The organism is Ureibacillus thermosphaericus (genome assembly GCF_012396605.1).
Classification (GTDB): domain Bacteria; phylum Bacillota; class Bacilli; order Bacillales_A; family Planococcaceae; genus Ureibacillus; species Ureibacillus thermosphaericus.
In genome coordinates this window covers 1-22,935 of record NZ_JAAXPW010000030.1, presented here as the reverse complement: position 1 = coordinate 22,935, position 22,935 = coordinate 1, and the positions used below count along the sequence as shown (strand labels likewise).

Sequence of the window (22,935 nt, the reverse complement as noted above, 5' to 3'; positions counted from 1 at the left end):
TTCACTATTTGTACGTTGTAAATAATATAATGTGAGGATAGGTGGTTGGAATGGGCAAGGAAGTGGATTTGAGAAAGATTGCTTCAAAATTATCGAAATTAGGGGTAACTGCAACTGTAACAAAGTCACGGCTAGAATTGTTAAAAGTATTAGCACCACCAAAAACTACTTCCCAATATTGATTTGGTTGAACGAAAAAATTCCCGCATCGGCGGGAATTTTTTTTATAATTCATCATCTTCATTTGCTGAGAACATGTATTTTTTGTAATGAAACTTCATGCTAAATACAAGACCAATAGCAAGGGCATTTCCCATAAGTGAACTTCCACCGTAACTAATAAACGGTAAAGGGATTCCGGTAATCGGAAGTAGTTGTATTGTCATTCCGATGTTTTCAAAAACATGGAAGGTAATCATTGCGATAATACCAGCACACACATATGTACAGAATGGATCTTTTAATGTGAGTGTGATTTTTGTTAAATGGTAAATTAATAGGAAATAAAGACAAATGACGAAACTAGCACCTATAAATCCCCATTCCTCGCCGATTACGGCAAAGATAAAATCGGTATGGTTTTCTGCTACATATACTTCACGGTTCATATATCCTTTGCCGAAAATTTCTCCTGAACCAATGGCATTGAGTGAAGTGATTAAATGATAACCAGCTTTATCTGCATATGAGTATGGATCAATCCATGAATATATTCGTCCGAAATGGTAAGGTTTTACTCCTAAATATTCTGCAAGAAAATCTTGCATATATAAAGCCATCCATAAAATTAATCCGGCAATGCTCATACCACTGATAAAAATAGGTAGAATAATCTTCCATGAAATTCCTGCAACAACAATGAGTGCAGCAGTAATGGCAATAAATACTAGTGATGAACCTAAATCAGGTTGCTGCATGATAAGAGCAAGCGGAATGAATAATGACAAACCAATTTTTCCTAAAAGTAAAAAGTCTGTTTTAAGTGTTTTACTTACATACTTTTCATGGTGAGTGCTAATCAGTCTTGCGGTTGCAAGAATAAAAAAAGTTTTCATAAATTCAGAAGGTTGAATACTTCCGAGACCTGGTATATGATACCAGCTTTTTGCTCCGTTTTTTGGCTCCCCTATTTGGCCTTGACCTTCTGGCATAAAAATAAGTACAAATAAGAGTAAAATTCCAAAACCATATAAATACCAAGACATTTTTTTATATTGCTCCGGCTCGAAATACATGACAAAAGCAACGATGAAGGAACCAATCACGTACCATTGTAATTGTTTAAAAACAAAATTTATTTGACCATATTGCCCTGTCGTTTGAGCGGAAGAAATAGCTACTAAACTAATAATTAAAAACATGACGAGTATGGCAGCAAGTTTCCAATCGAATCTTTCTGCAAAATTTCTGTTATTCTCCATTTTGTCCACCTATGTTCTATAATATTGCAATCAACAAAGCTCTTCATCAATATACTGTATCATATTCTATATGGTATTATAGCGAAAATATGATTTTATCCGATTAAAACACAACAATAAGACGAAACCTTTGTGAAATTGTTTCAAAAAACATAATTACATCTTATAATAAACTTAACTGTTGCGGTATTGGAGAGTGATCGAATGGCTAAAAAATATAAGACGGTTGATGATTATTTTTACCATTTGTTTATACATATGAACGATGTTGATCGCTTTGTTATTTTTAGCGGTTTGTCATTAAAACAATTTATTGGAGCAATCGATTCAATCAAAAATATTTTACTGTTAAAACACAATTACGAAGATGGTTTATTTAATATGCATACCCAGCTAGATTATATTCCAAGCGATGAAATAAAAAACTTTGTTAAAAAAGTGGATGATACAAATCAAGATTTGTGCTGGGTTGATTTTGCTGACGAAAGGCATGTAAATCAGCTTACTCCCATTGAGCAAGCAGAATTATTATATTTAGCTCATAAAAAGGAACCTGTTTCAACACCGTTTTTTGTGAACCTGCAAAATCGTTATGTGTATTGTTCATCCGCAGCTGATCAAACAACGAAAATTTATTTTCGCTACTTAGAAGATTTTGAGACTCTCATTTCAACACTTATCAATAATATTATAAAAGAAAACGGAGGAAATGGGGGTTTTTGGCGAAGAAAGTCGAAGGAAACAATTCCAACGATTGACGTCTCATTATTAAAAGCATATCGCAATTATTTTAAAGAAGGTGCCTTGATTTCACTTTATAAAGTGGATAAACCAGACAACCACTTTGGCTTAGAAATTCGCACACTCTCCGATTATGATTATCCTGATGAGGTATGGAATGATTTAAAAATGATTTTAAAACAAGAACATGATGAACTTATTAAACTGAAGTAAACTTCCCTGTCCAAGGGTATTGCCAAATGACAGGGAGTTTTTTCTTTTTAGCATTCATGAATTAAATCTTTTCATGATAAACTAGTATTACTCAAAAGTTGGAGGTCGAAAAATGAAAAAACGAATCGGATTATTATATGGGGGGAAATCCGCGGAGCATGAAGTATCACTAATAACGGCTACAGCGGTAACCAAAGCTATCGATTTTGATAAATATGAAGTAATTCCGATTTATATTACCATTGATGGCGAATGGTGCAGAGGTCCTCAGTTAACGAAACCAGCTGAATCTATTGAAGAATTACAATTTACAAAGAAAGAAAGTAAACCAAACTACATTCTTGAATTTATTTTGGATGAGAATCAGGAACAAGCAAAATTTGATGTGATTTTTCCATTGCTCCACGGTACTTATGGTGAGGATGGCACAGTACAAGGATTGCTTGAATTATTGAACCTTCCTTATGTTGGAAATGGTGTTCTATCCTCTTCAGCTGGAATGGATAAGGTTGTCATGAAGCAATTGTTTAGCATTGCAGGACTAAATCAAGTACCATTCGTTTATTTTATTCGATATGAATGGGACCAAAACAAAGAGGCATTGCTTTCAAAGTGTGAACGTGAATTAACTTATCCGATGTTTGTTAAACCGGCAAACCTAGGTTCTAGCGTAGGAATAAGCAAAGCATCGAACAGAGAAGAATTAGAGAAATCGATTAATATCGCTTTTAAATATGATCGGAAAGTAGTTGTAGAGCAAGGAATTGAAGCCCGTGAAATTGAAATGGCTGTGCTTGGACATAATGAACCGAAAGTATCCGTAGCAGGAGAAATAAAGCCAACAACTGAGTTTTATGATTACGAATCAAAATATAAGGACGGATCAACAAAATTAATTATTCCGGCAGAAATTACAAAAGAAGTGGAAGAGAAAATGAAAGATATGGCCATTCGTGCCTTTAAAGTTTTAGATTGTTCCGGCTTAGTAAGAGCTGATTTCTTCGTATGTGGAGATGAAGTATTTATAAATGAAGTAAATACGATGCCAGGCTTCACTCCTGTCAGCATGTATCCACTTCTTTGGCAAAACAGTGGGTTAAACTATTCTGAATTAATTGATCAGCTAATCGAATTAGCACTTGAGCGACATAAAGAAAAACAACAACTTCAATTTAATAGAGAATAAGTGGGATGAATGATGAGAAAAAGTATTCAAGACATTGCAAATTGGTTAAATATCGAAGCTGGTGAACATGGTGAAAAAATCGTAACCGGCGTATCCATTGATACAAGAACAATTAAAGAAGGAGATTTATTTATCCCTTTTCGCGGGGAAAAAACGAATGGACATAAATATGTGCTTCAAGCTTTTGAAAAAGGAGCAAGTTGTTCCCTTTGGTTAAAAGATGAACCGAATCCACCAAAAGATGTACCGCTTCTTTTTGTAGAGGATTCTGGGCTCGCGTTGCAACAAATGGCGCGTATGTACCGCAATGAGCTGAAGGCAAAATTCATTGGAATCACAGGTTCGAACGGAAAAACATCTTCAAAAGATATTTTAGCAAGTTTGCTTTCACCATTTTATAAAGTGCAAAAAACGATTGGTAACTTTAATAATGAACTAGGTTTGCCTCTTACAATATTGTCTCTTGATGAAGATACAGAAATTGCAGTTTTAGAAATGGGAATGAGCGGGTTTGGCGAGATTGAGTTTTTATCCACATTAGCTAAACCGCATTATGCTGTTATTACGAATATTGGCGAAGCTCATATGCAAGATTTGGGATCAAGAGAAGGTATAGCGAAGGCGAAATTTGAAATTATTAAGGGATTCGATTCAGAAGGTGTATTATGTTATGACGGTGATGAGCCTCTATTGAGAGCATTAATTGAAATTACTCCCCAATTAAGATCGAAATCATTCGGTTTTCAACAAGGAAATGATTTAATGATTCGAGAAATAGAGACGACGGAAAAGGGCAGCCGCTTTATTGTTGATGGTGAATTAAACGGCGAATTTTTTATTCCGATATTAGGAAAACATCAAGTGAAAAATGCGTTAGGTGCTATGCTTGTCGCAAAATCTTTAGGAATGTCAGATGAACAAATTCGCAAAGGGTTGGAACAAGTATCTCTTACAGATATGCGGATGCAACTTGTTCCTGTTGGAGATGTTTTGTTTATAAATGATGCTTACAACGCAGCACCAACATCAATGAAAGCGGCAATTGAATTCCTCCAATCCACATCGATGCGAAAAGATAAATGGCTAGTTTTAGGAGATATGTTGGAGTTAGGAGATAAAGAGCAACAATTCCATGAAGAATTAGCTAGATACATTGATGAAAATCGTATTTCAAGAATATGTTTATTTGGGCCTCGTATGGAATGGTTATATCACAAAATAGCACCAAGATTTTCTGGGCGAATATTGCACACGAAAGATGACTACGGGAAAATCGTCGATTATATAAAACAACATGCCGATAAAGACTCGTTAATTTTAATTAAAGGATCTCGAGGTATGAAATTAGAGACGATAATTAATACTTTTAATAAATAAAGAATTCGCCATTATAGTGGAATTCATGGAGACTCCGGCAGAAAAGAACTAATGGTGTTCGAAGTGAATTTCACTTTTTTATTTGGAAGAATTCTTCTACAACAGGAGTGTTTCTTATGTCTGTTGGTGTATTGATGTTGCACGGATTTTCCGGAGGACCGTATGAGGTGCAACCTTTAGCAGAATACATACGAAATCAAACCGATTGGATTGTGGAAATCCCCACATTTTGTGGTCATGGTGAAACACTTTCATTAAAAGGTTTCACAGCTGAGCATTGGCTGATTGATGCTGAGCTTGCTTATAAAAGATTAGCTAAAAAAGTCGACAAGGTTTATGTTGTAGGTTTTTCCATGGGAGGAGTCATCGCTTTATACTTAGGAAAACGATATCCTATAAAGAAAATCGTTTTGCTTAGTGCGGCTGTGAAATATATTGCTCCAAAGCAGTTATTAAGCGATTTACAAAAGTTTGCAAAAGAAGCCATTGAAGGACATTTAAAAAATAATGAATTATTTAAGCGATATGAGTATAAACTAAAAAATGTACCTGTTAGTGCAGCAATACAATTTATGAAAATCGTCCGGCAGGTTGAACCATATATTGAGTCAATCAATATACCAACCTTTATTGTTCAAGGAAAATGTGATGGAATCGTTCCGTATACAACCGCTCAATATTTATACGATAAACTTTCATCAAAGGAAAAATATATTTACTTTTCATCTTGTGGTAAACACCATATTTGTTATAGCGACGATTGTGAATCTTGGTTTCCGGATGTACTGCATTTTTTACAATCTGAAAAATAAGCTTTAGACAATAGAAGCATTATCGTTGCATAATTTTCATGTACCGTGTAGACTAGGGAGAGCAATGGATACATTTTATACAAATACTCTTCAAAGGAAACGAAGAGTACTTTTTTTTGAGTTTATCGGTTTTATTCTATTGGAACATATTGAAATGCATAGAATTGAACCGCTCGGCAAAGACCGGGCTTTCCTTTTCATATAAATAAATGTTTTCTCTAAGTATGAGGATTTATTAATTTGACGGAACGTTCTAACTAAAGGCTCGATATTTGCCGACATTCCATCTGAAAAATGTAACCATTTGTCGACTTAAGAGAAAAAAGGAGATTGAAGAGTTTGACAAATTTTTCAGAATTTAATATTAGTGAATCTACATTACGTTCGTTAAAACGTATGGGATTTGAAGAAGCAACACCCATTCAAGAAGGAACTATTAAATTTGCTTTAGAAGGTCGCGACATTATCGGACAGGCACAAACAGGTACCGGTAAAACGGCGGCGTTCGGTATTCCGATTATCGAAAAAATTGATACGAATAATCCGGATATTCAAGCATTAATTATTGCACCGACTCGCGAACTAGCTATTCAAGTTTCAGAAGAGCTTTATAAAATTGGATATGATAAGCGAGTAAAAATATTATCTGTTTACGGTGGACAAGATATCGGACGACAAATTCGTGCTTTAAAAAACAAACCGCAAATTATCGTTGGAACTCCTGGTCGAATAATAGATCATATCAACCGTCGTACATTGAAACTTGAACATGTTCAAACCCTTGTATTAGATGAAGCAGATGAAATGTTAAACATGGGCTTCATTGATGACATTAATGCGATTTTAGAAAAAGTGCCTGAAAATCGCCAAATGTTGTTGTTCTCAGCAACAATGCCGCCAGCAATTCGTAAAATCGCAACGAAATTTATGAAGAATCCAAAAGAAGTGAAAATTAAATCAAAAGAAATGACGGTTGAAAATATTGAACAATATTTTGTGAAAACTCAGGAACGAGAAAAATTTGATATTTTAACTCGTCTTTTGGATGTACATCAACCGGAATTGGCCATCGTATTTGGTCGTACAAAACGCCGTGTAGACGAATTAGCGCAAGCGTTAAATATTCGTGGATATCTAGCAGAAGGTATTCATGGAGACTTGAGCCAATCAAAGCGTTTGTCTGTATTACGTCAGTTTAAAGAAAATAAAATTGATATCCTTGTTGCAACAGATGTGGCGGCACGTGGATTAGATATTTCTGGAGTTTCTCATGTGTATAACTTTGATATCCCTCAAGATCCGGAAAGTTATGTACACCGAATTGGTCGGACTGGGCGTGCAGGGAAATCAGGACTTGCTGTTACATTTGTAACACCAAGAGAGATGGGCTATTTAAGAATCGTTGAAGAAACAACAAATAAACGCATGACGCCTCTGCGCCCACCAACTGAAGACGAAGCATTAGCAGGGCAACAGAAATTGGCGATTGAAAAACTTGTGGAAGTTGTTCAAGCAAATGATTTAAAAGATTATCGATTGCTAGCAACAGAATTATTGGAAGATTATGATGCAGTGGATCTTATAGCTGCAGCCATCAAATCATTTACAAAAGAGCCGGACGATACTCCAGTGAAAATTACAGAAGAACGTCCGCTTCCAATACGCAAAGAACGTTCAAATGGACGCAGTGGGGGACGAAGTGTTCGCCGAGAACACCGTGGAAGCAGAAGAGAAGGCGGTAAGAAAACGGGAGAACGCCGTCGAGGTAGAAAGTAAGAATAAATGTAAGCAGGAAGGGCTTCCCTCCTGCTTTTTATATTTGTTGAACCGATTCAATATATTGTTTGCGTAATTGAACTTTTTGTATTTTGCCTGAAGCTGTTTTTGGCAATTCATCAACAAAAGATACACTTTTTATTGCCTTAAAATGTGCTAATTTTGAACGAGTGAAGTCGATTAGTTCTTGCTCAGTAACCTGGTAGCCATCTTTTAATACGACAATGGCGTGAGGAGTTTCTCCCCATTTTTCGTGTGGAATAGCAATGACGGCTGCTTCTTTTATAGCAGGGTGTTCATATAATACGCCTTCTACTTCTATGGAAGAGATATTTTCACCGCCACTTATAATAATATCTTTTTTACGGTCAGTTATATCGATATAACCTTTCTCATCAATGGTGCCTACATCGCCTGTATATAACCAACCATTAATGATTGTTTCCATTGTAGCGTTTTCGTTTTTCCAATAGCCTTTCATCACGCCGTGTCCACGAACAATAATTTCTCCCATTGTTTTCCCATCGTGAGGAACTTCTTCGCCGTTTTCATCCACTACTTTTACTTCTGTACCTATAAATGGTGTACCGGCTTTTGCTTTCAATCTCATTTTTTCAACTTCTGAAAGATTTTCATATTGTGAAAGTATTCGGGAACCTAAGCTCAGTGGTGAAGATTCTGTCATTCCATAAACTTGGATGAATTCCCAGCCAAGGTCTTTTTCAACCCGTTCAACAAAGGCAGGAGGTGGTGCAGATCCAGCAATAACAACTCTCACTTTATGAGACACCACAGGTTTATGTTCATCATAATATTGCAATAATGTATTTAATACAGTAGGTGCCATATGAATGACTGTTACTTTATATTTTTGAATAGCATCAAAGATTTGATCAGCTGCAACTTTTCTCAACGTAACGTGAGTTGCTCCATTGGCAGTATAATAAAAAGGTGATCCCCACCCGTTCACATGGAACATCGGTAAGACGTGTAAGTATACATCTCGATCTGTAACGCGTAAGAAATGCATCGAGCTTAAAGCATGTAAATAATTGTTTCGGTGTGTTAGAAGGACGCCTTTTGGATTACCAGTTGTTCCGCTTGTATATAATAAACTGCATTCATCATTTTCATCCAAATCAACTCTGTCAAAGTTTGAACCATCAAAAGAAGCAAGCCATTCATCATAATTGATTTCATTTGTTTCACTATTTTTGTTATGAACAATAATTGATTCGACAGTATTTAATTTTGATTTGATTGGTTCAATTAAATGATAAAGTTCTTGATCTACAAACAATACTTTTGACTCGCTATGATTTAAAATAAAAAGATAATCTTCAGGTTTTAAACGAATATTTAAAGGTACCATTACTGCACCAACTTGATATATCCCATAAAAACCTTCAAGCATTTCAATCGTGTTTGGGGCAAGATATGCTACTTTATCATGTTTTTTAATGCCTAAAGATTGTAGCCCCCTTGACAGCTGATTTACTCGGGTGTTGAACTGGTAATAAGTGAATCGCCGATCCCCTTCATAACTGATAATTGCTTCCTTATTTCCGTATAATGCAACGGCTCGATCTAAAAAATGGGTTAAAACTAAAGGTACGTTCATCCAACTACACTCCTTACGTAATGAATAGTGATTTTATTAGACTGAAAATTCTAAAATTTATACAGAGAAAGCACTAGGAAGTCTAATATGATATATATGAATTCACTAAGCTAAAAAATGATGAATTAAAAAAATAAGGAGTTTTGAAACAAAATAAAAGGAAAACCGTATATGAAAGAGATAGATAAGAGGTGAGAGATAATGATAAGAAGAGAACCGGAATATCAAATTCCTAGAAAAGGATTAACGGTATGGAGATTATATGGACTTATTTATACTATTTTTCTATCAATAATTGCTGGAGTAGCTAGTTTTCTTACATATAAATTTGATGGGCCAACATTTATTTATTACATTGCAATTGTTTTTGTTGCCATCCCAGCCTTGGCATTAATTTGGCTATTTCCAAAAATTCGATGGGATCATTGGCGTTATGAAGTTAGGGAACATGAAATTGAAATTCAAAGTGGCTTATTTGTCGTAACGAGAACGTTGATTCCGATGGTTCGAGTACAACATGTGGATACATCACAAGGTCCCATATTAAAAAAATATGATTTAGCAAATATTTCGATTTCAACAGCAGCCACGACCCATGTAATTCCCATGTTAATAACAGAAGAAGCAGACCGTTTGCGAGCAAGAATTTCCGAGTTAGCGAGGGTGGCTGAAGATGATGTATAAAAAGTATAAACTCCATCCAGTTTCGGCTGTTATTAACTTTATAAAGGGATTAAAAGAATTAATTATTCCATTTTTAATTATTGCAGTTGCGAACGGTTTTAAAATTGAGAGTAATGACTTTTGGGAATATATCCCTTTATTAATTTTTTTATTGGTTCTAATATTTTATTTAATTTCCGGGTTTATTAGATGGTGGACTTTTGTTTATTGGTTTGAAGAAAATGAACTAAGAGTGGAATATGGACTATTTATCAAAAAGAAACGTTATATTCCTTTTGATCGCATCCAAAGTTTTAATTATAAAGAATCGATATTCCACCGTATTTTCGGTCTTGTTCAAGTTATGGTAGAAACAGCCGGAAGTACGGATGGTAAACCTGAAGTGGTGTTGACAGCTATAACGAGAGAAGAGGCTTCTCAGATTGAAAGAGAAACAAAGAAAGTAAACATAGAGCAAGCAAGTGAAAATGAATTCGAAGATAAAAACCAATTGGAAGCAGTTGAAGTTCAACAAGATCTTCATGAAATCATTTACAAAATTTCAGCAAAAGACTTATTTCTGCTTGCCACTACATCGAATAGTATAGGAGTGGTTATTGCAGGGGTAGCGGCTTTTATTTCTCAAGTTTCTGAATTTATACCTTACGAAAGGATTTTTGAAGAGCTATCAATATTTATACAATTTGGATTTATGATTGTGTTGATGACCATTTTCTTTACATTTTTAATGGCATGGATTGTATCAATCATCATTACATTTATTAATTACTATGATTTTACAGTTGTTCAAGAGAACGACCGAATTGTAATTACACGCGGTTTATTGGAAAAAAAGCGAATTACGATTCCAAAAAATCGAGTACAAGGAATTAAAATTGTCGAAAATCCTATAAGACAAATGGTTAAATATGCAACAGTCGTTGTAGAAAGCGCAAGCGGTGGTTTTGGAGAACACGATAAAAAAATCATGTTGTTTCCAATCATTTCGAATCAAAGAATGTTAGAACCGTTACGACAATTATTTCCACATTTTGATTTTGAAATGGAACCGGATTTTATTCGTCCACCAAAGAAGGCAAAACCTCATTTTTATAGGATTGATATTCTGTGGCTTCTTCCAATCATTGGATTATGTTCTTACTTCTTTTATCCATTAGGTTTATTTTCGATATTATTTGTACTTCCTGTTCTTATGCTTAGATTATGGCAGTATAAAACAAATGGCTTTATCATTACAGGTAACCAACTAACATTGCGTTATCGTGTGATTAGCCGAGTGACGTTTATTGCAGAAAAGAAACGGATTCAAGTTGTCCAGAGTAAACAAAATTATTTTCAAAAAAGAAAAAACATCGCTTCTATTCAAGCTACCGTTATGTCTGGTATTACAGGTGCAACTGCGAGAGTATCTCATTTAAATGAATCAGATGTAAATGAGTTACTTTCTTGGTTTGAAAAATCAAAGGAAATGAAAAAAGAGGATGCCTAATGCATCCTCTTTTTATATAAAAAATTTTTTATTGTCCAAATTAGTATTATTTCATGCGCCAACGTAATATATTTTTTGGTGAGAAGTAGGCAAGCCCTAACATGAATCCAGTAATTAATCCACCAACGTGGGCGTAAAAGTTCGTATTCGGTTGTAAAAATGTCATAATTAACCCGATGATAATAATTGGCATAATGATTTGTTTTAGTTGCGGCATTGTATTTCTAGTATAGTAGACAAGTGCTGCATAAGCTCCGAAAATACCATAAATTGAACCACTGGCTCCTACGCTGGCATAATCCAAATGTTGAAAAATGAAGGTAGCGACGTTACCAAACAGTCCTGATATTAGGTAAATCGTAAAGAAGCGAATTTTACCAGAAATTCTTTCCAATTCTGGCCCGAATAAAAATAAAGCAAACATGTTAAATAGAATGTGAAAGAATCCTGCATGAATAAAAGTAGCAGTGATTACTCGCCACCATTCGCCTTCAGCGATCAACCTATTCACGCTCATTCCTGAGTAAAAAATTTTATCGCCAATAATAGGAATCAGCGTTAATATGTACACGATTAAGTTCAACGCAATTATCGTTGAAACTACTGGATAGAACTTAATATATTGTCTAAAATTTTCTCTTCGAACAAACATAATAGTCACCTCAATTTATAAAATTATTATACATTGTATTTAGAGATTATTAAAAGGAGAACGCCAACATATGATAAAAGGAATAGGTTTAGATATCGTAGAGATTGATCGAATATATGAGTTAATGAATCGAACAGATAAGTTCCAGAGACGCATTTTATCAGAACGAGAATTGTCCGTTTTTAAAGAGCTTTCTGAAAAAAGAAAATGCGAATTTTTAGCAGGAAGATTTGCAGCAAAAGAAGCTTTCTCCAAAGCAAATGGAACGGGGATAAGGGAGGGATGTGAGTTTCACCAAATTGAAATCTTAAATGATGAACTTGGGAAGCCAATACTTTATTTTAATGGCCAAGCTGTAAATGGTTTTGTCAGCATTACACATTCGAGGGATTATGCTGCAGCACAAGTTATTATTTTGAATTCCTGATTATCAACATGAAATTGTGTTATTGTCCAAAAGTGATAGCATAAACTTCTACTGCCCCTCATATATTTGTCGTATCGAGTTAGAGTAGAAAGGATGGAGTTTTGAGACACAAAGTCATTATATTTTTCGTTTTGCTGTTAAGTGTCGTCGTGCTGAGTGCTTGCGGTAAAGATTCGAAGGAAGAAGTTTTGGAAAAGCTGCACGAAAAATGGGCAGAAGGCAAAGGATACGAACTCGATGCTACAATGGAAATTAAAACAGGAAACGAACCAAGAGTTTATGATGTTAATGTATGGCACACACAACCAGATTTTTATCGAGTTGAAGTTTCTCAAAAAGATGAAAATGTAACCCAAATGATTATTCGAAATAAAGAAGGAGTATTCGTAGTCACACCTTCATTGAAAAAAACGTACAAGTTCCAAAGTGAATGGCCAAAACAAAATAGCCAACCGTATCTAATTGGAGCGTTAGCTGAAGACTTGTTGGCTGATGAAAATGTTGTGATGGAGGAAACGGAAGATAGCTATATCTTTACTGCTGCAACGAGAAATAATCATAAGAGTATCATGCCTACTCAAAGAGTAACTGTAGATAAGAAAACATTGCTCCCAAAAAGTGTTTCTATATTAGACGAGTCTGAAGAAGAGCAAATGCTAATTACATTTAAAAAGATCGATTTAGGTGTGCAGCATAAAGAAAAAGAATATGCAGTTGAACAATTTACGAAAGATAATGAACCAAATGTAGCGACAGAAAAAGAAAGTACTGAATTCCAAACTCATTATCCTGTATTAACTTGGGGTAATACAACTTTAGTGGATGAAAAACGCATTGAAAACGATGGTGTAGAGCGTGTTATTCTCACATTTGAAGGTGATAAATCCTTCACATTAGTACAAGAACCGATTGCGCTAGGCGAATCTGCAACAATTCCTGTATTCCAACCAGGAGATCCACTAGATTTAGGATTTACAATTGGAGCTATTACAGACCATTCAATTAGTTGGGAAAAAGATGGTATTTCATTCTTCATTGCTTCCAATGATTTAACGAAGGAAGAATTGATTGAAGTTGCAGCGTCAGTTACAGCGGGTAGTTTGAAGTAATTTCATTGCTTTGTTGGACGGAGAGATTTACAATACAAACAAGAAAGCTTAAGATTTGAAGTTTAAAAAAAATAAAAGAGGGAATACTTAATATGCGTAACAATAAGCACTTCCGTCCAACAAAAGCAATTATTGATTTAAATGCAATAAAATACAATGTAAATGAATTAAAAAAACATATTCAACCCAATGTTCAAATTATTGCAGTCGTGAAAGCGAATGCTTATGGACATGGAGATATTGAAGTAGCGAAAGCGGCGTTGGAAGCTGGAGCAAGCATGCTCGCAGTAGCTACTCCTGACGAAGCTCTTCATGTTCGGAAACATATACCGACAGCCGAAATATTAGTGCTAGGATATTCACCAGCATCCTTTGCAGATTACGCAGCAGAAGAAAATATTACATTAACGGTATATTCTCCAAATTGGGTTGAAGAAGCAAAAAAAGTTTGCAACAAGTCACTGAAACTACATATTAAAGTAGATACTGGAATGAATCGTATTGGCGTAACAACAGTAAAAGAGTTGCGCTCCCTGTATGATGCAATTCAATCGGCAGAGCACTTTATACTTGATGGAATTTTTACTCATTTTGCAACAGCAGATGAAGAGGATGATTCTTACTTCCAAAAACAAGTTCATCGATTTGAACAATTTATAAAAGCATTACCTGAAAAACCGAGAATCGTTCATGTCGCGAATACTGCAACCACATTAGTAAAAGATGCACGTTTGCAGTATGATGCAGTACGTTTCGGTATTTCAATGTATGGATTAGCACCATCAAAATTTGTAAAATCGAAACATCCTTTTCCATTTAAACCTGCTTTTTCATTGGAAACGGAATTAGTAGCAATAAAACAAATCGGACCTGGGGAGTCTGTTGGTTATGGAGCTACATTTACTGTTAATGAACCAACTTATATCGGTACATTACCGATTGGTTATGCAGATGGATTAATTCGCAAATATAGCGGACAGGATGTATTGATTGATGGAAAACGAGTACCTATTGTCGGACGAATTTGTATGGATCAATGTATGATTGCTTTACCTACTGCATATAATATTGGTGAAAAAGTTGTTTTAATTGGAAAGCAAAAAAATGAAGAAATTACTATTGATGAGTGGGCTACTAAAGTAGATACAATTAACTACGAAGTTCCTTGCATCATCACTTCCAGAGTACCGAGAATTTATTACAAAAATGACTAAAATACGACAAAATCCTCAACAAAAACTGTAAAAACATCAGAATTTGTAACATCTTGTCTTTTCAACTCTATATTCAGATGATAGAATGAGATAGAGTGATGAGAAAAGGTACGGTTTTTGTGGAGGTGCTTGTTGTGTACGCAAAAAAAGTGAATGGTGCAAAGGAAGTAAAGGTGGCTCTTCCTCAGGAAATGGTAATGGAATTTTGCGGTGGAAATTTAGAATATTCGAATAATGAAACGTTTATTTATACGTTTAAGAGAAGAGAAGCTGCGTGCAAGCAACCAAATCAAATACGGGAAGCTTTGAGAAAAGGCTATGTAGAAATGGCTCAAATTAATTTGTCGATTTCATGTGAATGTCTACATGCCGAGTATGAAGCAGAACATACAGTGGAGCGTCTCGTAAGCGGGGGATGACATTATTGATTGTAAAACGTGGGGACGTTTTCTTTGCAGACTTGTCGCCTGTTGTAGGTTCTGAACAGGGCGGTACAAGGCCTGTGTTAATTATCCAAAATGATATTGGGAATCGATTTAGTCCTACTGTGATTATTGCTGCAATTACTGCGCAAATTCAAAAAGCAAAATTACCTACCCATGTCGAAATAGATGCGAAAAAATATGGATTCGAAAGGGACTCGGTAGTTTTGCTTGAACAATTGCGCACTATAGATAAGTCCAGATTAACCGACCGAATAACCCATCTGGACGATGAGCTGATGGAAAAAGTTGATATCGCTTTGGAAATAAGTTTAGGTTTAATAAAATTTTAATACATATTCGATGAGGCTAATAAAGCAAACGATGCTTTATTAGCTTTTTTTGTTTAAAAAAGAGGAGAATGCAAAGATGATTTAGAAAATAATATTAATTAGATAGAAATAATAATTCGATCGTTCTTATCAAAAATATCTAAATTTTCGAAAGTACCGTCATTGCGGCTATATTTATGTAATTGATGGAAGATTATTCAATACGTTATATTAAATATATAAAATACTATTTTTATCAATATCCTTATCAATATTTTTAACTACATATTGTTTTAATAGAATAAAGACCTAGTGATTAGGGAAAATCAATGGGGGTGTTAATAAATGAGAGATCACCCGACAGTAAATATAGTTACGGAATTAGATATAGTTGCTGCACGTCGATTAAGCCGCTATTTAGCCAAGGAAATTGGCTTTGGAGTTGTTGATCAAGCAAGAATTGCCACCGCTACAAGTGAATTAGCAAAAAATATTTATTTATATGCCACCATGGGGGAAATTATTGTCGAAAAATTAGAGAAAGATGGACGAAAAGGAATTGCTATTACAGCAATAGATAATGGTCCAGGTATTTCTGATCCTCGCAAAATCCTGGAAGATAATTATACAACATCCAATAGTCAAGGAGTCGGACTTCCAGGTGTAAAACGATTAATGGATTCTATCCAAATCAATTCTGAATTAGGTAAAGGAACTGTGATAAGGATTGAAAAGTGGTTGGAATAGGGAGTGTATTCCTCTTGAAAGAATTAAAAGTCCAATATCAAAAAGTTTTATCAGATTATTTATTAAATCAAAATGAAAGCAATCTATACATCGGTCAAAATTTAGTGCGCCAATTAATGAAGAGTAATGTTTCTCCTGAAGATTTAGTTAGTATTCATAAACAGTCGCTAGAATATATTGTTCCAGATCTTCCTGATTCTGTATTAAATTCTTTTGATTTTTTAATCGAAGTGATGGTTGACTTTGGATTGATGTTAAAGGAACATCAAAGTTTATTATTAAAGCAAGAAGAGATTCGAATTGAAATGGAAATAGCCGCAAAAATTCAGAATTTATTGCTTGAAACAAAAATTCCGAAACCAAACGGTCTTGATATTGGAATGGTTTCTGTGCCTGTTCGAAAAATGAATGGTGACTATGTTCACTTTATGCATGATGATGGGAAATATTTTAGTGTAGCTGTTACGGATGTAGTTGGCAAAGGTGTACCTGCAGCACTATGTATGTCGATGGTGAAATATGGTTTGGATACGTTAGAATATGCAAACAATAATCCTTCCTATGTTTTAGAAGTATTAAATCGTATTATTGAAAAGAGCGTTGATGACAGTATGTTCGTATCCATGTTTTACGGTCGATATGATTTAGAAAAGGATATATTTACTTTTGGTTCCGCTGGGCATGAACCTGCACTCTACTATAACTCCAAACAACAAACATTTACAGATTTAGATTCTAATGGATTATTATTAGGAGTATTGCCTGAGATGAAGTACTCTCAAACTGACATTCATCTATCAGAAAATGATTTTATTATTATGATTACTGATGGTGTAACTGAATTTAGAAAAATGGACAACTTTGACTCACGAACATATATTAAGGAATTAGCGAAATCGTTAAATCATTTAAGTGCGCAAGAAATGTGTGAGAAGATTTTTGAATACTTAAATAAATTGCAAGATTTTCTATTGGAAGATGATTTTACTATTGTTACAATTAAAAAATATTAGAAAGTAATATAATTATAGGTTTAATCATTGTATTTTGGGGGAAAGGTACTATAGTCAATTTGGAGGTGTCCTGGATGAATGTCAATGTACAATTTCGGGAAGAAGGGAATCGTATATATGGGGTAATAGAAGGAGAAATCGACACTTACACTGCTCCAATGTTAAGGGAGGAACTAGAGGTAATCACAATCAATAAAAGTTCGATTATTGAATTAGACCTATCAAAAGTTACCTATATGGATAGTACGGGATTGGGAGTTTTTGTTGCATTTTATAAAAAAGTATTAAAAGAAAATGCCGAATTAAAGTTAGTACGCCTATCTAGTCGCTTAGCTAGATTGTTTGAAATCACTGGGCTGAGTGAATTAATGGATATTGAAACTGATAAAAAGGTGGAACCAGCTAATGAGTGCATTTGATTATGTAGAAATACGAATTCCTGCGAAGCCACAATATGTAAGTGTTATTCGGCTTTCGATATCTGGTTTAGCAACTCGAGTAGGCTTTTTTTATGATGAAATTGAAGATATGAAAATCGCAGTCAGTGAGGCGGTTACAAATGTAGTGCAACATGCCTATCATGGTTTGGATGAAGGAGAAATCGTCATCGGCTGTGCATTGTACAATAATAAAATGGAAATTATGGTTTCAGATTATGGAAATGGATTTAATTTCGAAGAGATTAAGTCAAAAATTGGACCATATCGAGAAGACGAAAATATTAAAAGTTTACGAGAAGGCGGACTAGGTCTTTATTTAATGGAAACTTTAATGGACGAGGTGAGAATGAACAATGAAGGTGGAGTTACTGTTTTCATGACGAAATATGTCGCAAGAGAGCAGGTGAAAGAAAATGTCCACAAAATCCCAATCACTTAGGCAGGAAGAAGAAGTTATTTCTGTCATTCTCCAATATCAACAAACAGGAGATGAAGAACTTCTGACAAGCATTGTGCTTCATTATGAGAATTTAGTTGAATCCATTGCTAAAAAATATTCCTATGGAAAATCGCTCTATGATGATGTGTTTCAAGTTGGGATGTTGGGATTGTTGGGTGCAATTAAACGTTATGATCCCTCTCTTGGCAAAAATTTTGAAGTTTTTGCTATTCCGACAATCATTGGCGAAATTAAACGTTTTTTGCGTGATAAAACTTGGGATGTTCATGTTCCACGCCGTATAAAAGAGTTAGGACCGAAGATAAAATCAGCCGTGGAATTGTTAACAGTGAAATTACAGCACTCTCCTACCATTCCAGAAATCGCGGATTACTTAGATGTTGAAGTGGAAGAAGTATTGGAAGCAATGGAAATCGGAAAAAATTATCAAGCGTTATCGATTGATCATTCGATTGAATCAGATACGGATGGAAGTACCGTTACTTTATTAGATATGCTAGGAAAAGAGGATGATCGTTTCGAGCTTACAAATAAAAGAATTGTATTTTCTGAAGTAATAGATATCTTATCAGAACGGGAAAAGCAAATTCTTCAGCTTACCTTTTTAGATCAATTAAGTCAAAAAGAAGCTGGTGAAATGTTAGGAATTTCTCAAATGCATGTTTCTCGTATACAGAGAAAAGCCATTGAAAAACTGAAGAGCGCTATTACGACTAATAGCAGTGTTTCAATTTAATAGAATAGAAAATGTGGACAAGCCTGCTCACTGGAGTGGGCTATTTTTATATAAGTGTTCTTACTTACTATTACAAATACATCAATTGGTCATTTAAATAAGTATAATGATAAAATAACTCTGTCTAAATAATTTTTTAGTCGATTGAATTGGAAAGGTTCTAAGGTAGAAAGGCAGTGGAAAAATGGACGAAAAGCAAATGCTTCAATTGATTGCAAACGACGCAGAAGTTAAACCATCCCAAGTGGAAGCGGTCATTAAATTATTAGAAGACGGGAATACAGTGCCATTCATCGCACGTTATCGTAAAGAAGCAACTGGCTCCCTTGATGAAGTGCAGATTAAATTGATTGAAGAACGCTATCATTATATACAACAACTAGAGCAAAGAAAAGAAGAGGTTCTTCGGCTAATCGATGAGCAAGGAAAATTGACAGAAGAATTAGCCGCTGAAATTCGAGCAGCAACGATTTTGCAACGAGTGGAAGATTTATATCGCCCATATAAACAGAAACGTCGAACAAAAGCTACTGTTGCCAAAGAGCGAGGTTTAGAACCGTTAGCTGAAGAATTAATGAAATTTGGAAACGATCCAGTAGAGAAGTTAGCCAGCCCATTCATTAATGAAGAGAAAGAAGTATTCACGGTAGAAGATGCGATAAATGGTGCTAAAGATATTTTAGCTGAACGTTTTTCTGATGATGCAAAAATTCGTGATTTATTAAGAAAACTAACGTGGAGAGAAGGGCTCATTACTACTTCGGTAAAAGATGAGAATAAAGATGAAAAGAAAGTATTTGAAATGTATTATGAATACGAAGAACCTGTAAAATCTATTGTTCCTCACCGAACACTAGCCATCAACCGGGGCGAAAAAGAAGAAGTGCTAAAAGTATCCATCCATGTCCCATTAGAGAAGGCTCTTTTCATCATGGAAAAAGAATGGATTCCGTTCAAATCGAACTCACCTTCAATTACACCGGTGAAAGAAGCAATTGAAGATAGTTACAAACGCCTGATTCAACCTTCAATTGAAAGAGAAATTCGAAACGAATTAACTGAAAAGGCAGAAATTCAAGCAATTCATATTTTCTCAGAAAATTTAAGAAGCTTACTTTTACAACCGCCAATACGCGGCATTATGGTTCTTGGAATAGACCCTGCATATCGAACGGGTTGTAAATTAGCGGTTGTTGACGAAACCGGAAAAATGTTAGAAGTTTCAGCCATTTACCCACATCCGCCAGTTTCGAAAACAGAAGAATCGAAAGAGATAATCAAATCGTTATTGAATAAATATCCAATTGATATTATTGCAATTGGTAATGGTACGGCATCTAGAGAAACTGAACAATTTATTGCGGATGTTCTAAAAGAAGTGGAACGAAAGGTATCTTATGTCATCGTTAATGAAGCAGGAGCATCCGTATATTCTGCTTCTGAAATTGCTAGGGAAGAATTTCCTGACTTACAAGTAGAGCAACGAAGTGCTGTTTCAATCGCAAGACGCCTACAAGATCCATTATCAGAACTCGTAAAAATCGATCCTAAAGCAGTAGGTGTTGGTCAATATCAACATGATGTATCCCAAAAGAAATTAGCAGAATCGTTAACGTTTATTGTAGAGACGGCCGTGAACCAAGTAGGAGTTGACGTAAATACTGCATCAAGTTCGTTGTTGCAATATGTTTCAGGTCTTTCTAAATCTGTAGCAGAAAATATTGTAAAAATGAGAAGTGAAAATGGAAAATTTACATCACGCACTCAATTGAAAAAAGTGCCTCGACTGGGCGCCAAAACTTATGAACAAGCAATCGGATTCTTGCGGATACCAGATGCAGAAAATCCATTCGATGCAACGGGTATTCACCCAGAAAGCTATCCAATAGCGGAAAGAATACTTGAAATTTGTGGACTAACTCAACAAGATATTGGTACTGAAAAATGTGAAAAGACGCTAAGTGAAGTGAACTTGGTAGAACTAAGCGAGAAATTAGGTGTTGGTGAAATCACAATTAAAGATATTGTAGATAGTTTAATGAAGCCGATGAGGGACCCTCGCGATGAGTTCCCGCAACCGTTGTTAAAAACCGATGTTTTAAAAATGGAAGATTTACAAGTGGGAATGGAATTACAAGGCACTGTTCGAAATGTTGTAGACTTTGGAGCTTTTGTTGATATCGGGGTTAAACAAGATGGTCTTGTGCACATTTCAAAATTGAAAAAAGGAAGAGTGAAACATCCGCTTGATGTCGTTTCCTTAGGTGATATTGTAACGGTTTGGGTAGAAAAAGTAGAAATTGAAAAAGGTAGAATTTCTTTAACGATGATTCCACCGGAAAAAGAAAATGTTGCTAACGAAATGGAAAAGTGAAAACTTAATAATAGTTGTCATGTATTAAATGATAAATTATCAGTTCTATTATATTAGAAGTGCTAGGGGTGTCTAAACAACCAGACACCTCTTTTATTATTATGATAAACTTGTGTTGAAAAGGGATAAAATATTGTAATGAAGAACGGTGGGAAAATGACTGATCAAGAGTTACAACAACTAGTGGAACAATTGTCTTTAGAGTATTTCGGTCGACAGTTTATACATAAAGCTTATTTTAATCCTAGGTTAAGAACAACAGGAGGACGATACTTGCTTAAAAGTCACAATATTGAAATCAATAAAAAGTCATATGAGCTTTTTGGGATTAATGAATTACGGGGGATTATACTTCACGAACTTTGCCATTATCATTTACATATTCAAGGGAAAGGATATAAGCATCGCGATAAAGATTTTCGAGATTTATTAACTAAAGTTGGAGCACCTAGATATTGTTCTAGAATCGAAGAAAACATTAGAAAATATAATAAGATGATTCATTTATATGAATGCTTATCTTGTAAACAACAATATCCTAGAAAGCGAAGAATAGATGTTAGCAAATATCGTTGTGGTAAATGTTACGGCTTTTTAAAAAAATTAATGTACCCATGAAAAAATAGCTTTACATTATTAATAATTTATGTTAAATTATTAAAGTCGCTAAAATTACTTAGTTAGACCGTTGAATCCTCGAAAGCTACACATATTCATGAAAATAAAAATAATGAAAAAAAGTGTTGACTTTTCGGATGACCGTCTTTATAATAATAAAAGTCGGTAGGATGATTCTGCAAAATGATTATTCCGAAGTAGCTCAGTGGTAGAGCAACCGGCTGTTAACCGGTTGGTCGTAGGTTCGAATCCTACCTTCGGAGCCATGGCCCCTTGGTCAAGTGGTTAAGACACCGCCCTTTCACGGCGGTAACACGGGTTCGAATCCCGTAGGGGTCATTATAATTAGGTCCCGTGGTGTAGCGGTTAACATGCCTGCCTGTCACGCAGGAGATCGCCGGTTCGATCCCGGTCGGGACCGCCATTATTGGGGTATAGCCAAGTGGTAAGGCAACGGATTTTGATTCCGTCATGCCCAGGTTCGAATCCTGGTACCCCAGCCATTCCATTATGAGCCATTAGCTCAGTGGTAGAGCATCTGACTTTTAATCAGAGGGTCGAAGGTTCGAGTCCTTCATGGCTCACTTCTTTTATTAAAAACGCTTGACAAATTAAATCGAAAGTGTATAATTGATAAAGCCACCGATAAATGCGGTCGTGGCGGAATGGCAGACGCGCTAGGTTGAGGGCCTAGTGGGGGCAACCCCGTGGAGGTTCAAGTCCTCTCGGCCGCACCAAGTGCTAATGCGAGATCTATAACAATTCTTAATAATAATGCGGGTGTAGTTTAATGGTAAAACCTCAGCCTTCCAAGCTGATGTCGTGGGTTCGATTCCCATCACCCGCTCCATTTTTATGTATTAAATAATAAGAATGAACCTTGAAAACTGAACAACAAAACGTTAATGCAATAAATTATCTAGTTGTTAACCCTCGTTAACAATCTAGATTCGGACATTAAATTTTGAGCAAATCAAATTTTCTTTTATGGAGAGTTTGATCCTGGCTCAGGACGAACGCTGGCGGCGTGCCTAATACATGCAAGTCGAGCGAACCAATTGAAAGCCTAGC

At 35.3% G+C, this 22,935-nt stretch carries 23 protein-coding genes, 7 tRNA genes and 1 rRNA gene; 28 read left to right on the top strand and 3 right to left on the bottom strand.

Annotation, left to right across the window (positions count from 1 at the left end; all coding sequences use genetic code 11):
• Positions 1-50 precede the first annotated feature (50 nt).
• Positions 51-182, top strand: coding sequence for an Lmo0850 family protein (locus HF990_RS15255; RefSeq protein ID WP_016838321.1), 132 nt, complete (start codon positions 51-53; stop codon positions 180-182).
• 42 nt (positions 183-224) lie between these two features.
• On the opposite strand, the gene HF990_RS11480 is transcribed toward HF990_RS15255, so the two are convergent.
• The gene (locus tag HF990_RS11480) at positions 225-1,421 is read right to left on the bottom strand and encodes an FtsW/RodA/SpoVE family cell cycle protein (protein ID WP_016838320.1); all 1,197 of its coding nucleotides are present in this window, start codon (positions 1,419-1,421) and stop codon (positions 225-227) included.
• Positions 1,422-1,625: 204 nt separating this feature from the next.
• On the opposite strand from HF990_RS11480, the gene HF990_RS11475 reads away from it, so the two are divergent.
• The 5 genes from HF990_RS11475 to HF990_RS11455 all read left to right on the top strand — a co-directional run bounded on the left by HF990_RS11475 (position 1,626) and on the right by HF990_RS11455 (position 7,526).
• Positions 1,626-2,375 (top strand): hypothetical protein, encoded by a 750-nt coding sequence (locus HF990_RS11475; protein ID WP_016838319.1) that lies wholly within the window; start codon positions 1,626-1,628, stop codon positions 2,373-2,375.
• A 112-nt stretch (positions 2,376-2,487) separates the two neighbouring features.
• On the top strand, positions 2,488-3,561 hold the full coding sequence (locus tag HF990_RS11470) for a D-alanine--D-alanine ligase (protein WP_016838318.1): 1,074 nt from the start codon (positions 2,488-2,490) through the stop codon (positions 3,559-3,561).
• 12 nt (positions 3,562-3,573) lie between these two features.
• Positions 3,574-4,938, top strand: a complete 1,365-nt coding sequence (locus HF990_RS11465) for a UDP-N-acetylmuramoyl-tripeptide--D-alanyl-D-alanine ligase (protein WP_016838317.1) — start codon at positions 3,574-3,576, stop codon at positions 4,936-4,938.
• A 116-nt stretch (positions 4,939-5,054) separates the two neighbouring features.
• Positions 5,055-5,750, top strand: coding sequence for an alpha/beta hydrolase (locus HF990_RS11460; RefSeq protein ID WP_168412639.1), 696 nt, complete (start codon positions 5,055-5,057; stop codon positions 5,748-5,750).
• A gap of 339 nt (positions 5,751-6,089) precedes the next feature.
• The gene (locus HF990_RS11455) at positions 6,090-7,526 is read left to right on the top strand and encodes a DEAD/DEAH box helicase (protein ID WP_016838315.1); all 1,437 of its coding nucleotides are present in this window, start codon (positions 6,090-6,092) and stop codon (positions 7,524-7,526) included.
• Positions 7,527-7,563: 37 nt separating this feature from the next.
• Here the strand turns inward: HF990_RS11455 and HF990_RS11450 are convergent, their stop codons facing one another.
• Positions 7,564-9,147 (bottom strand): long-chain-fatty-acid--CoA ligase, encoded by a 1,584-nt coding sequence (locus tag HF990_RS11450; RefSeq protein ID WP_016838314.1) that lies wholly within the window; start codon positions 9,145-9,147, stop codon positions 7,564-7,566.
• Between the two features lie 201 nt (positions 9,148-9,348).
• On the opposite strand from HF990_RS11450, the gene HF990_RS11445 reads away from it, so the two are divergent.
• Entirely contained in the window at positions 9,349-9,831 is a 483-nt protein-coding gene (locus HF990_RS11445; protein WP_016838313.1) for a PH domain-containing protein, read from the top strand.
• Positions 9,821-11,320 carry a PH domain-containing protein gene (locus HF990_RS11440; RefSeq protein ID WP_016838312.1) on the top strand — a complete coding sequence of 500 codons (1,500 nt, stop codon included), beginning with the start codon at positions 9,821-9,823 and terminating at the stop codon, positions 11,318-11,320. The genes HF990_RS11445 and HF990_RS11440 overlap by 11 nt, the downstream gene beginning before the upstream one ends.
• 46 nt (positions 11,321-11,366) lie before the next feature.
• Here HF990_RS11440 and HF990_RS11435 read toward each other — a convergent pair whose 3' ends face one another.
• On the bottom strand, positions 11,367-11,972 hold the full coding sequence (locus tag HF990_RS11435; RefSeq protein WP_016838311.1) for a rhomboid family intramembrane serine protease: 606 nt from the start codon (positions 11,970-11,972) through the stop codon (positions 11,367-11,369).
• A 70-nt stretch (positions 11,973-12,042) separates the two neighbouring features.
• On the opposite strand from HF990_RS11435, the gene acpS reads away from it, so the two are divergent.
• From acpS to HF990_RS11335, 20 genes are all read left to right on the top strand, one after another.
• Positions 12,043-12,399 (top strand): holo-ACP synthase, encoded by a 357-nt coding sequence (acpS, locus tag HF990_RS11430; RefSeq protein WP_016838310.1) that lies wholly within the window; start codon positions 12,043-12,045, stop codon positions 12,397-12,399.
• A gap of 101 nt (positions 12,400-12,500) precedes the next feature.
• Positions 12,501-13,508, top strand: coding sequence for a LolA family protein (locus HF990_RS11425; RefSeq protein ID WP_168412638.1), 1,008 nt, complete (start codon positions 12,501-12,503; stop codon positions 13,506-13,508).
• A 92-nt stretch (positions 13,509-13,600) separates the two neighbouring features.
• Positions 13,601-14,722 carry an alanine racemase gene (gene alr, locus HF990_RS11420; protein WP_016838308.1) on the top strand — a complete coding sequence of 374 codons (1,122 nt, stop codon included), beginning with the start codon at positions 13,601-13,603 and terminating at the stop codon, positions 14,720-14,722.
• Positions 14,723-14,856: 134 nt separating this feature from the next.
• Positions 14,857-15,141, top strand: a complete 285-nt coding sequence (locus HF990_RS11415; protein WP_026019075.1) for a hypothetical protein — start codon at positions 14,857-14,859, stop codon at positions 15,139-15,141.
• Positions 15,142-15,146: 5 nt separating this feature from the next.
• On the top strand, positions 15,147-15,497 hold the full coding sequence (locus HF990_RS11410) for a type II toxin-antitoxin system PemK/MazF family toxin (RefSeq protein WP_026019074.1): 351 nt from the start codon (positions 15,147-15,149) through the stop codon (positions 15,495-15,497).
• A gap of 324 nt (positions 15,498-15,821) precedes the next feature.
• Positions 15,822-16,223 (top strand): anti-sigma regulatory factor, encoded by a 402-nt coding sequence (locus tag HF990_RS11405; protein WP_016838305.1) that lies wholly within the window; start codon positions 15,822-15,824, stop codon positions 16,221-16,223.
• 14 nt (positions 16,224-16,237) lie between these two features.
• On the top strand, positions 16,238-17,236 hold the full coding sequence (locus HF990_RS11400; protein WP_016838304.1) for a PP2C family protein-serine/threonine phosphatase: 999 nt from the start codon (positions 16,238-16,240) through the stop codon (positions 17,234-17,236).
• Between the two features lie 74 nt (positions 17,237-17,310).
• Entirely contained in the window at positions 17,311-17,655 is a 345-nt protein-coding gene (locus HF990_RS11395; RefSeq protein WP_016838303.1) for an STAS domain-containing protein, read from the top strand.
• On the top strand, positions 17,642-18,115 hold the full coding sequence (rsbW, locus tag HF990_RS11390) for an anti-sigma B factor RsbW (protein ID WP_168412637.1): 474 nt from the start codon (positions 17,642-17,644) through the stop codon (positions 18,113-18,115). Before HF990_RS11395 ends, rsbW begins: the two co-directional genes overlap by 14 nt.
• Positions 18,090-18,872, top strand: coding sequence for an RNA polymerase sigma factor SigB (sigB, locus tag HF990_RS11385; RefSeq protein WP_168412636.1), 783 nt, complete (start codon positions 18,090-18,092; stop codon positions 18,870-18,872). Before rsbW ends, sigB begins: the two co-directional genes overlap by 26 nt.
• A 184-nt stretch (positions 18,873-19,056) precedes the next feature.
• A complete protein-coding gene (locus tag HF990_RS11380) occupies positions 19,057-21,246 on the top strand; it encodes a Tex family protein (protein ID WP_168412635.1) in 2,190 nt (729 codons plus the stop codon).
• Positions 21,247-21,402: 156 nt separating this feature from the next.
• On the top strand, positions 21,403-21,864 hold the full coding sequence (locus HF990_RS11375; RefSeq protein WP_168412642.1) for a SprT family protein: 462 nt from the start codon (positions 21,403-21,405) through the stop codon (positions 21,862-21,864).
• 191 nt (positions 21,865-22,055) lie between these two features.
• Positions 22,056-22,130: transfer RNA gene (locus HF990_RS11370), tRNA-Asn, on the top strand.
• 1 nt (position 22,131) lies between these two features.
• Positions 22,132-22,203, top strand: a tRNA-Glu gene (locus tag HF990_RS11365).
• Between the two features lie 9 nt (positions 22,204-22,212).
• Positions 22,213-22,288 (top strand) — tRNA-Asp (locus HF990_RS11360).
• Between the two features lie 4 nt (positions 22,289-22,292).
• A tRNA-Gln gene (locus HF990_RS11355) sits at positions 22,293-22,367 on the top strand.
• Positions 22,368-22,376: 9 nt separating this feature from the next.
• Positions 22,377-22,448, top strand: a tRNA-Lys gene (locus HF990_RS11350).
• A 67-nt stretch (positions 22,449-22,515) separates the two neighbouring features.
• Positions 22,516-22,601 (top strand) — tRNA-Leu (locus tag HF990_RS11345).
• 39 nt (positions 22,602-22,640) lie between these two features.
• A tRNA-Gly gene (locus HF990_RS11340) sits at positions 22,641-22,714 on the top strand.
• Between the two features lie 134 nt (positions 22,715-22,848).
• A 16S ribosomal RNA gene (locus tag HF990_RS11335) occupies positions 22,849-22,935 on the top strand; the annotation flags it as partial.

Bases quoted from the DNA above. Each gene is read 5' to 3' on its own strand.
- HF990_RS11445 (WP_016838313.1), top strand. From the start codon at position 9,349: ATGATAAGAAGAGAACCGGAATATCAAATTCCTAGAAAAGGATTAACG.
- HF990_RS11405 (WP_016838305.1), top strand. From the start codon at position 15,822: ATGAGAGATCACCCGACAGTAAATATAGTTACGGAATTAGATATAGTT.
- acpS (WP_016838310.1), top strand. From the start codon at position 12,043: ATGATAAAAGGAATAGGTTTAGATATCGTAGAGATTGATCGAATATAT.
- HF990_RS11435 (WP_016838311.1), bottom strand. From the start codon at position 11,972: ATGTTTGTTCGAAGAGAAAATTTTAGACAATATATTAAGTTCTATCCA.
- HF990_RS11440 (WP_016838312.1), top strand. From the start codon at position 9,821: ATGATGTATAAAAAGTATAAACTCCATCCAGTTTCGGCTGTTATTAAC.
- HF990_RS11465 (WP_016838317.1), top strand. From the start codon at position 3,574: ATGAGAAAAAGTATTCAAGACATTGCAAATTGGTTAAATATCGAAGCT.
- HF990_RS11470 (WP_016838318.1), top strand. From the start codon at position 2,488: ATGAAAAAACGAATCGGATTATTATATGGGGGGAAATCCGCGGAGCAT.
- HF990_RS11375 (WP_168412642.1), top strand. From the start codon at position 21,403: ATGACTGATCAAGAGTTACAACAACTAGTGGAACAATTGTCTTTAGAG.
- HF990_RS11480 (WP_016838320.1), bottom strand. From the start codon at position 1,421: ATGGAGAATAACAGAAATTTTGCAGAAAGATTCGATTGGAAACTTGCT.
- alr (WP_016838308.1), top strand. From the start codon at position 13,601: ATGCGTAACAATAAGCACTTCCGTCCAACAAAAGCAATTATTGATTTA.
- HF990_RS11395 (WP_016838303.1), top strand. From the start codon at position 17,311: ATGAATGTCAATGTACAATTTCGGGAAGAAGGGAATCGTATATATGGG.
- HF990_RS11475 (WP_016838319.1), top strand. From the start codon at position 1,626: ATGGCTAAAAAATATAAGACGGTTGATGATTATTTTTACCATTTGTTT.
- HF990_RS15255 (WP_016838321.1), top strand. From the start codon at position 51: ATGGGCAAGGAAGTGGATTTGAGAAAGATTGCTTCAAAATTATCGAAA.
- HF990_RS11380 (WP_168412635.1), top strand. From the start codon at position 19,057: ATGGACGAAAAGCAAATGCTTCAATTGATTGCAAACGACGCAGAAGTT.
- sigB (WP_168412636.1), top strand. From the start codon at position 18,090: ATGTCCACAAAATCCCAATCACTTAGGCAGGAAGAAGAAGTTATTTCT.
- HF990_RS11450 (WP_016838314.1), bottom strand. From the start codon at position 9,147: ATGAACGTACCTTTAGTTTTAACCCATTTTTTAGATCGAGCCGTTGCA.
- HF990_RS11460 (WP_168412639.1), top strand. From the start codon at position 5,055: ATGTCTGTTGGTGTATTGATGTTGCACGGATTTTCCGGAGGACCGTAT.
- rsbW (WP_168412637.1), top strand. From the start codon at position 17,642: ATGAGTGCATTTGATTATGTAGAAATACGAATTCCTGCGAAGCCACAA.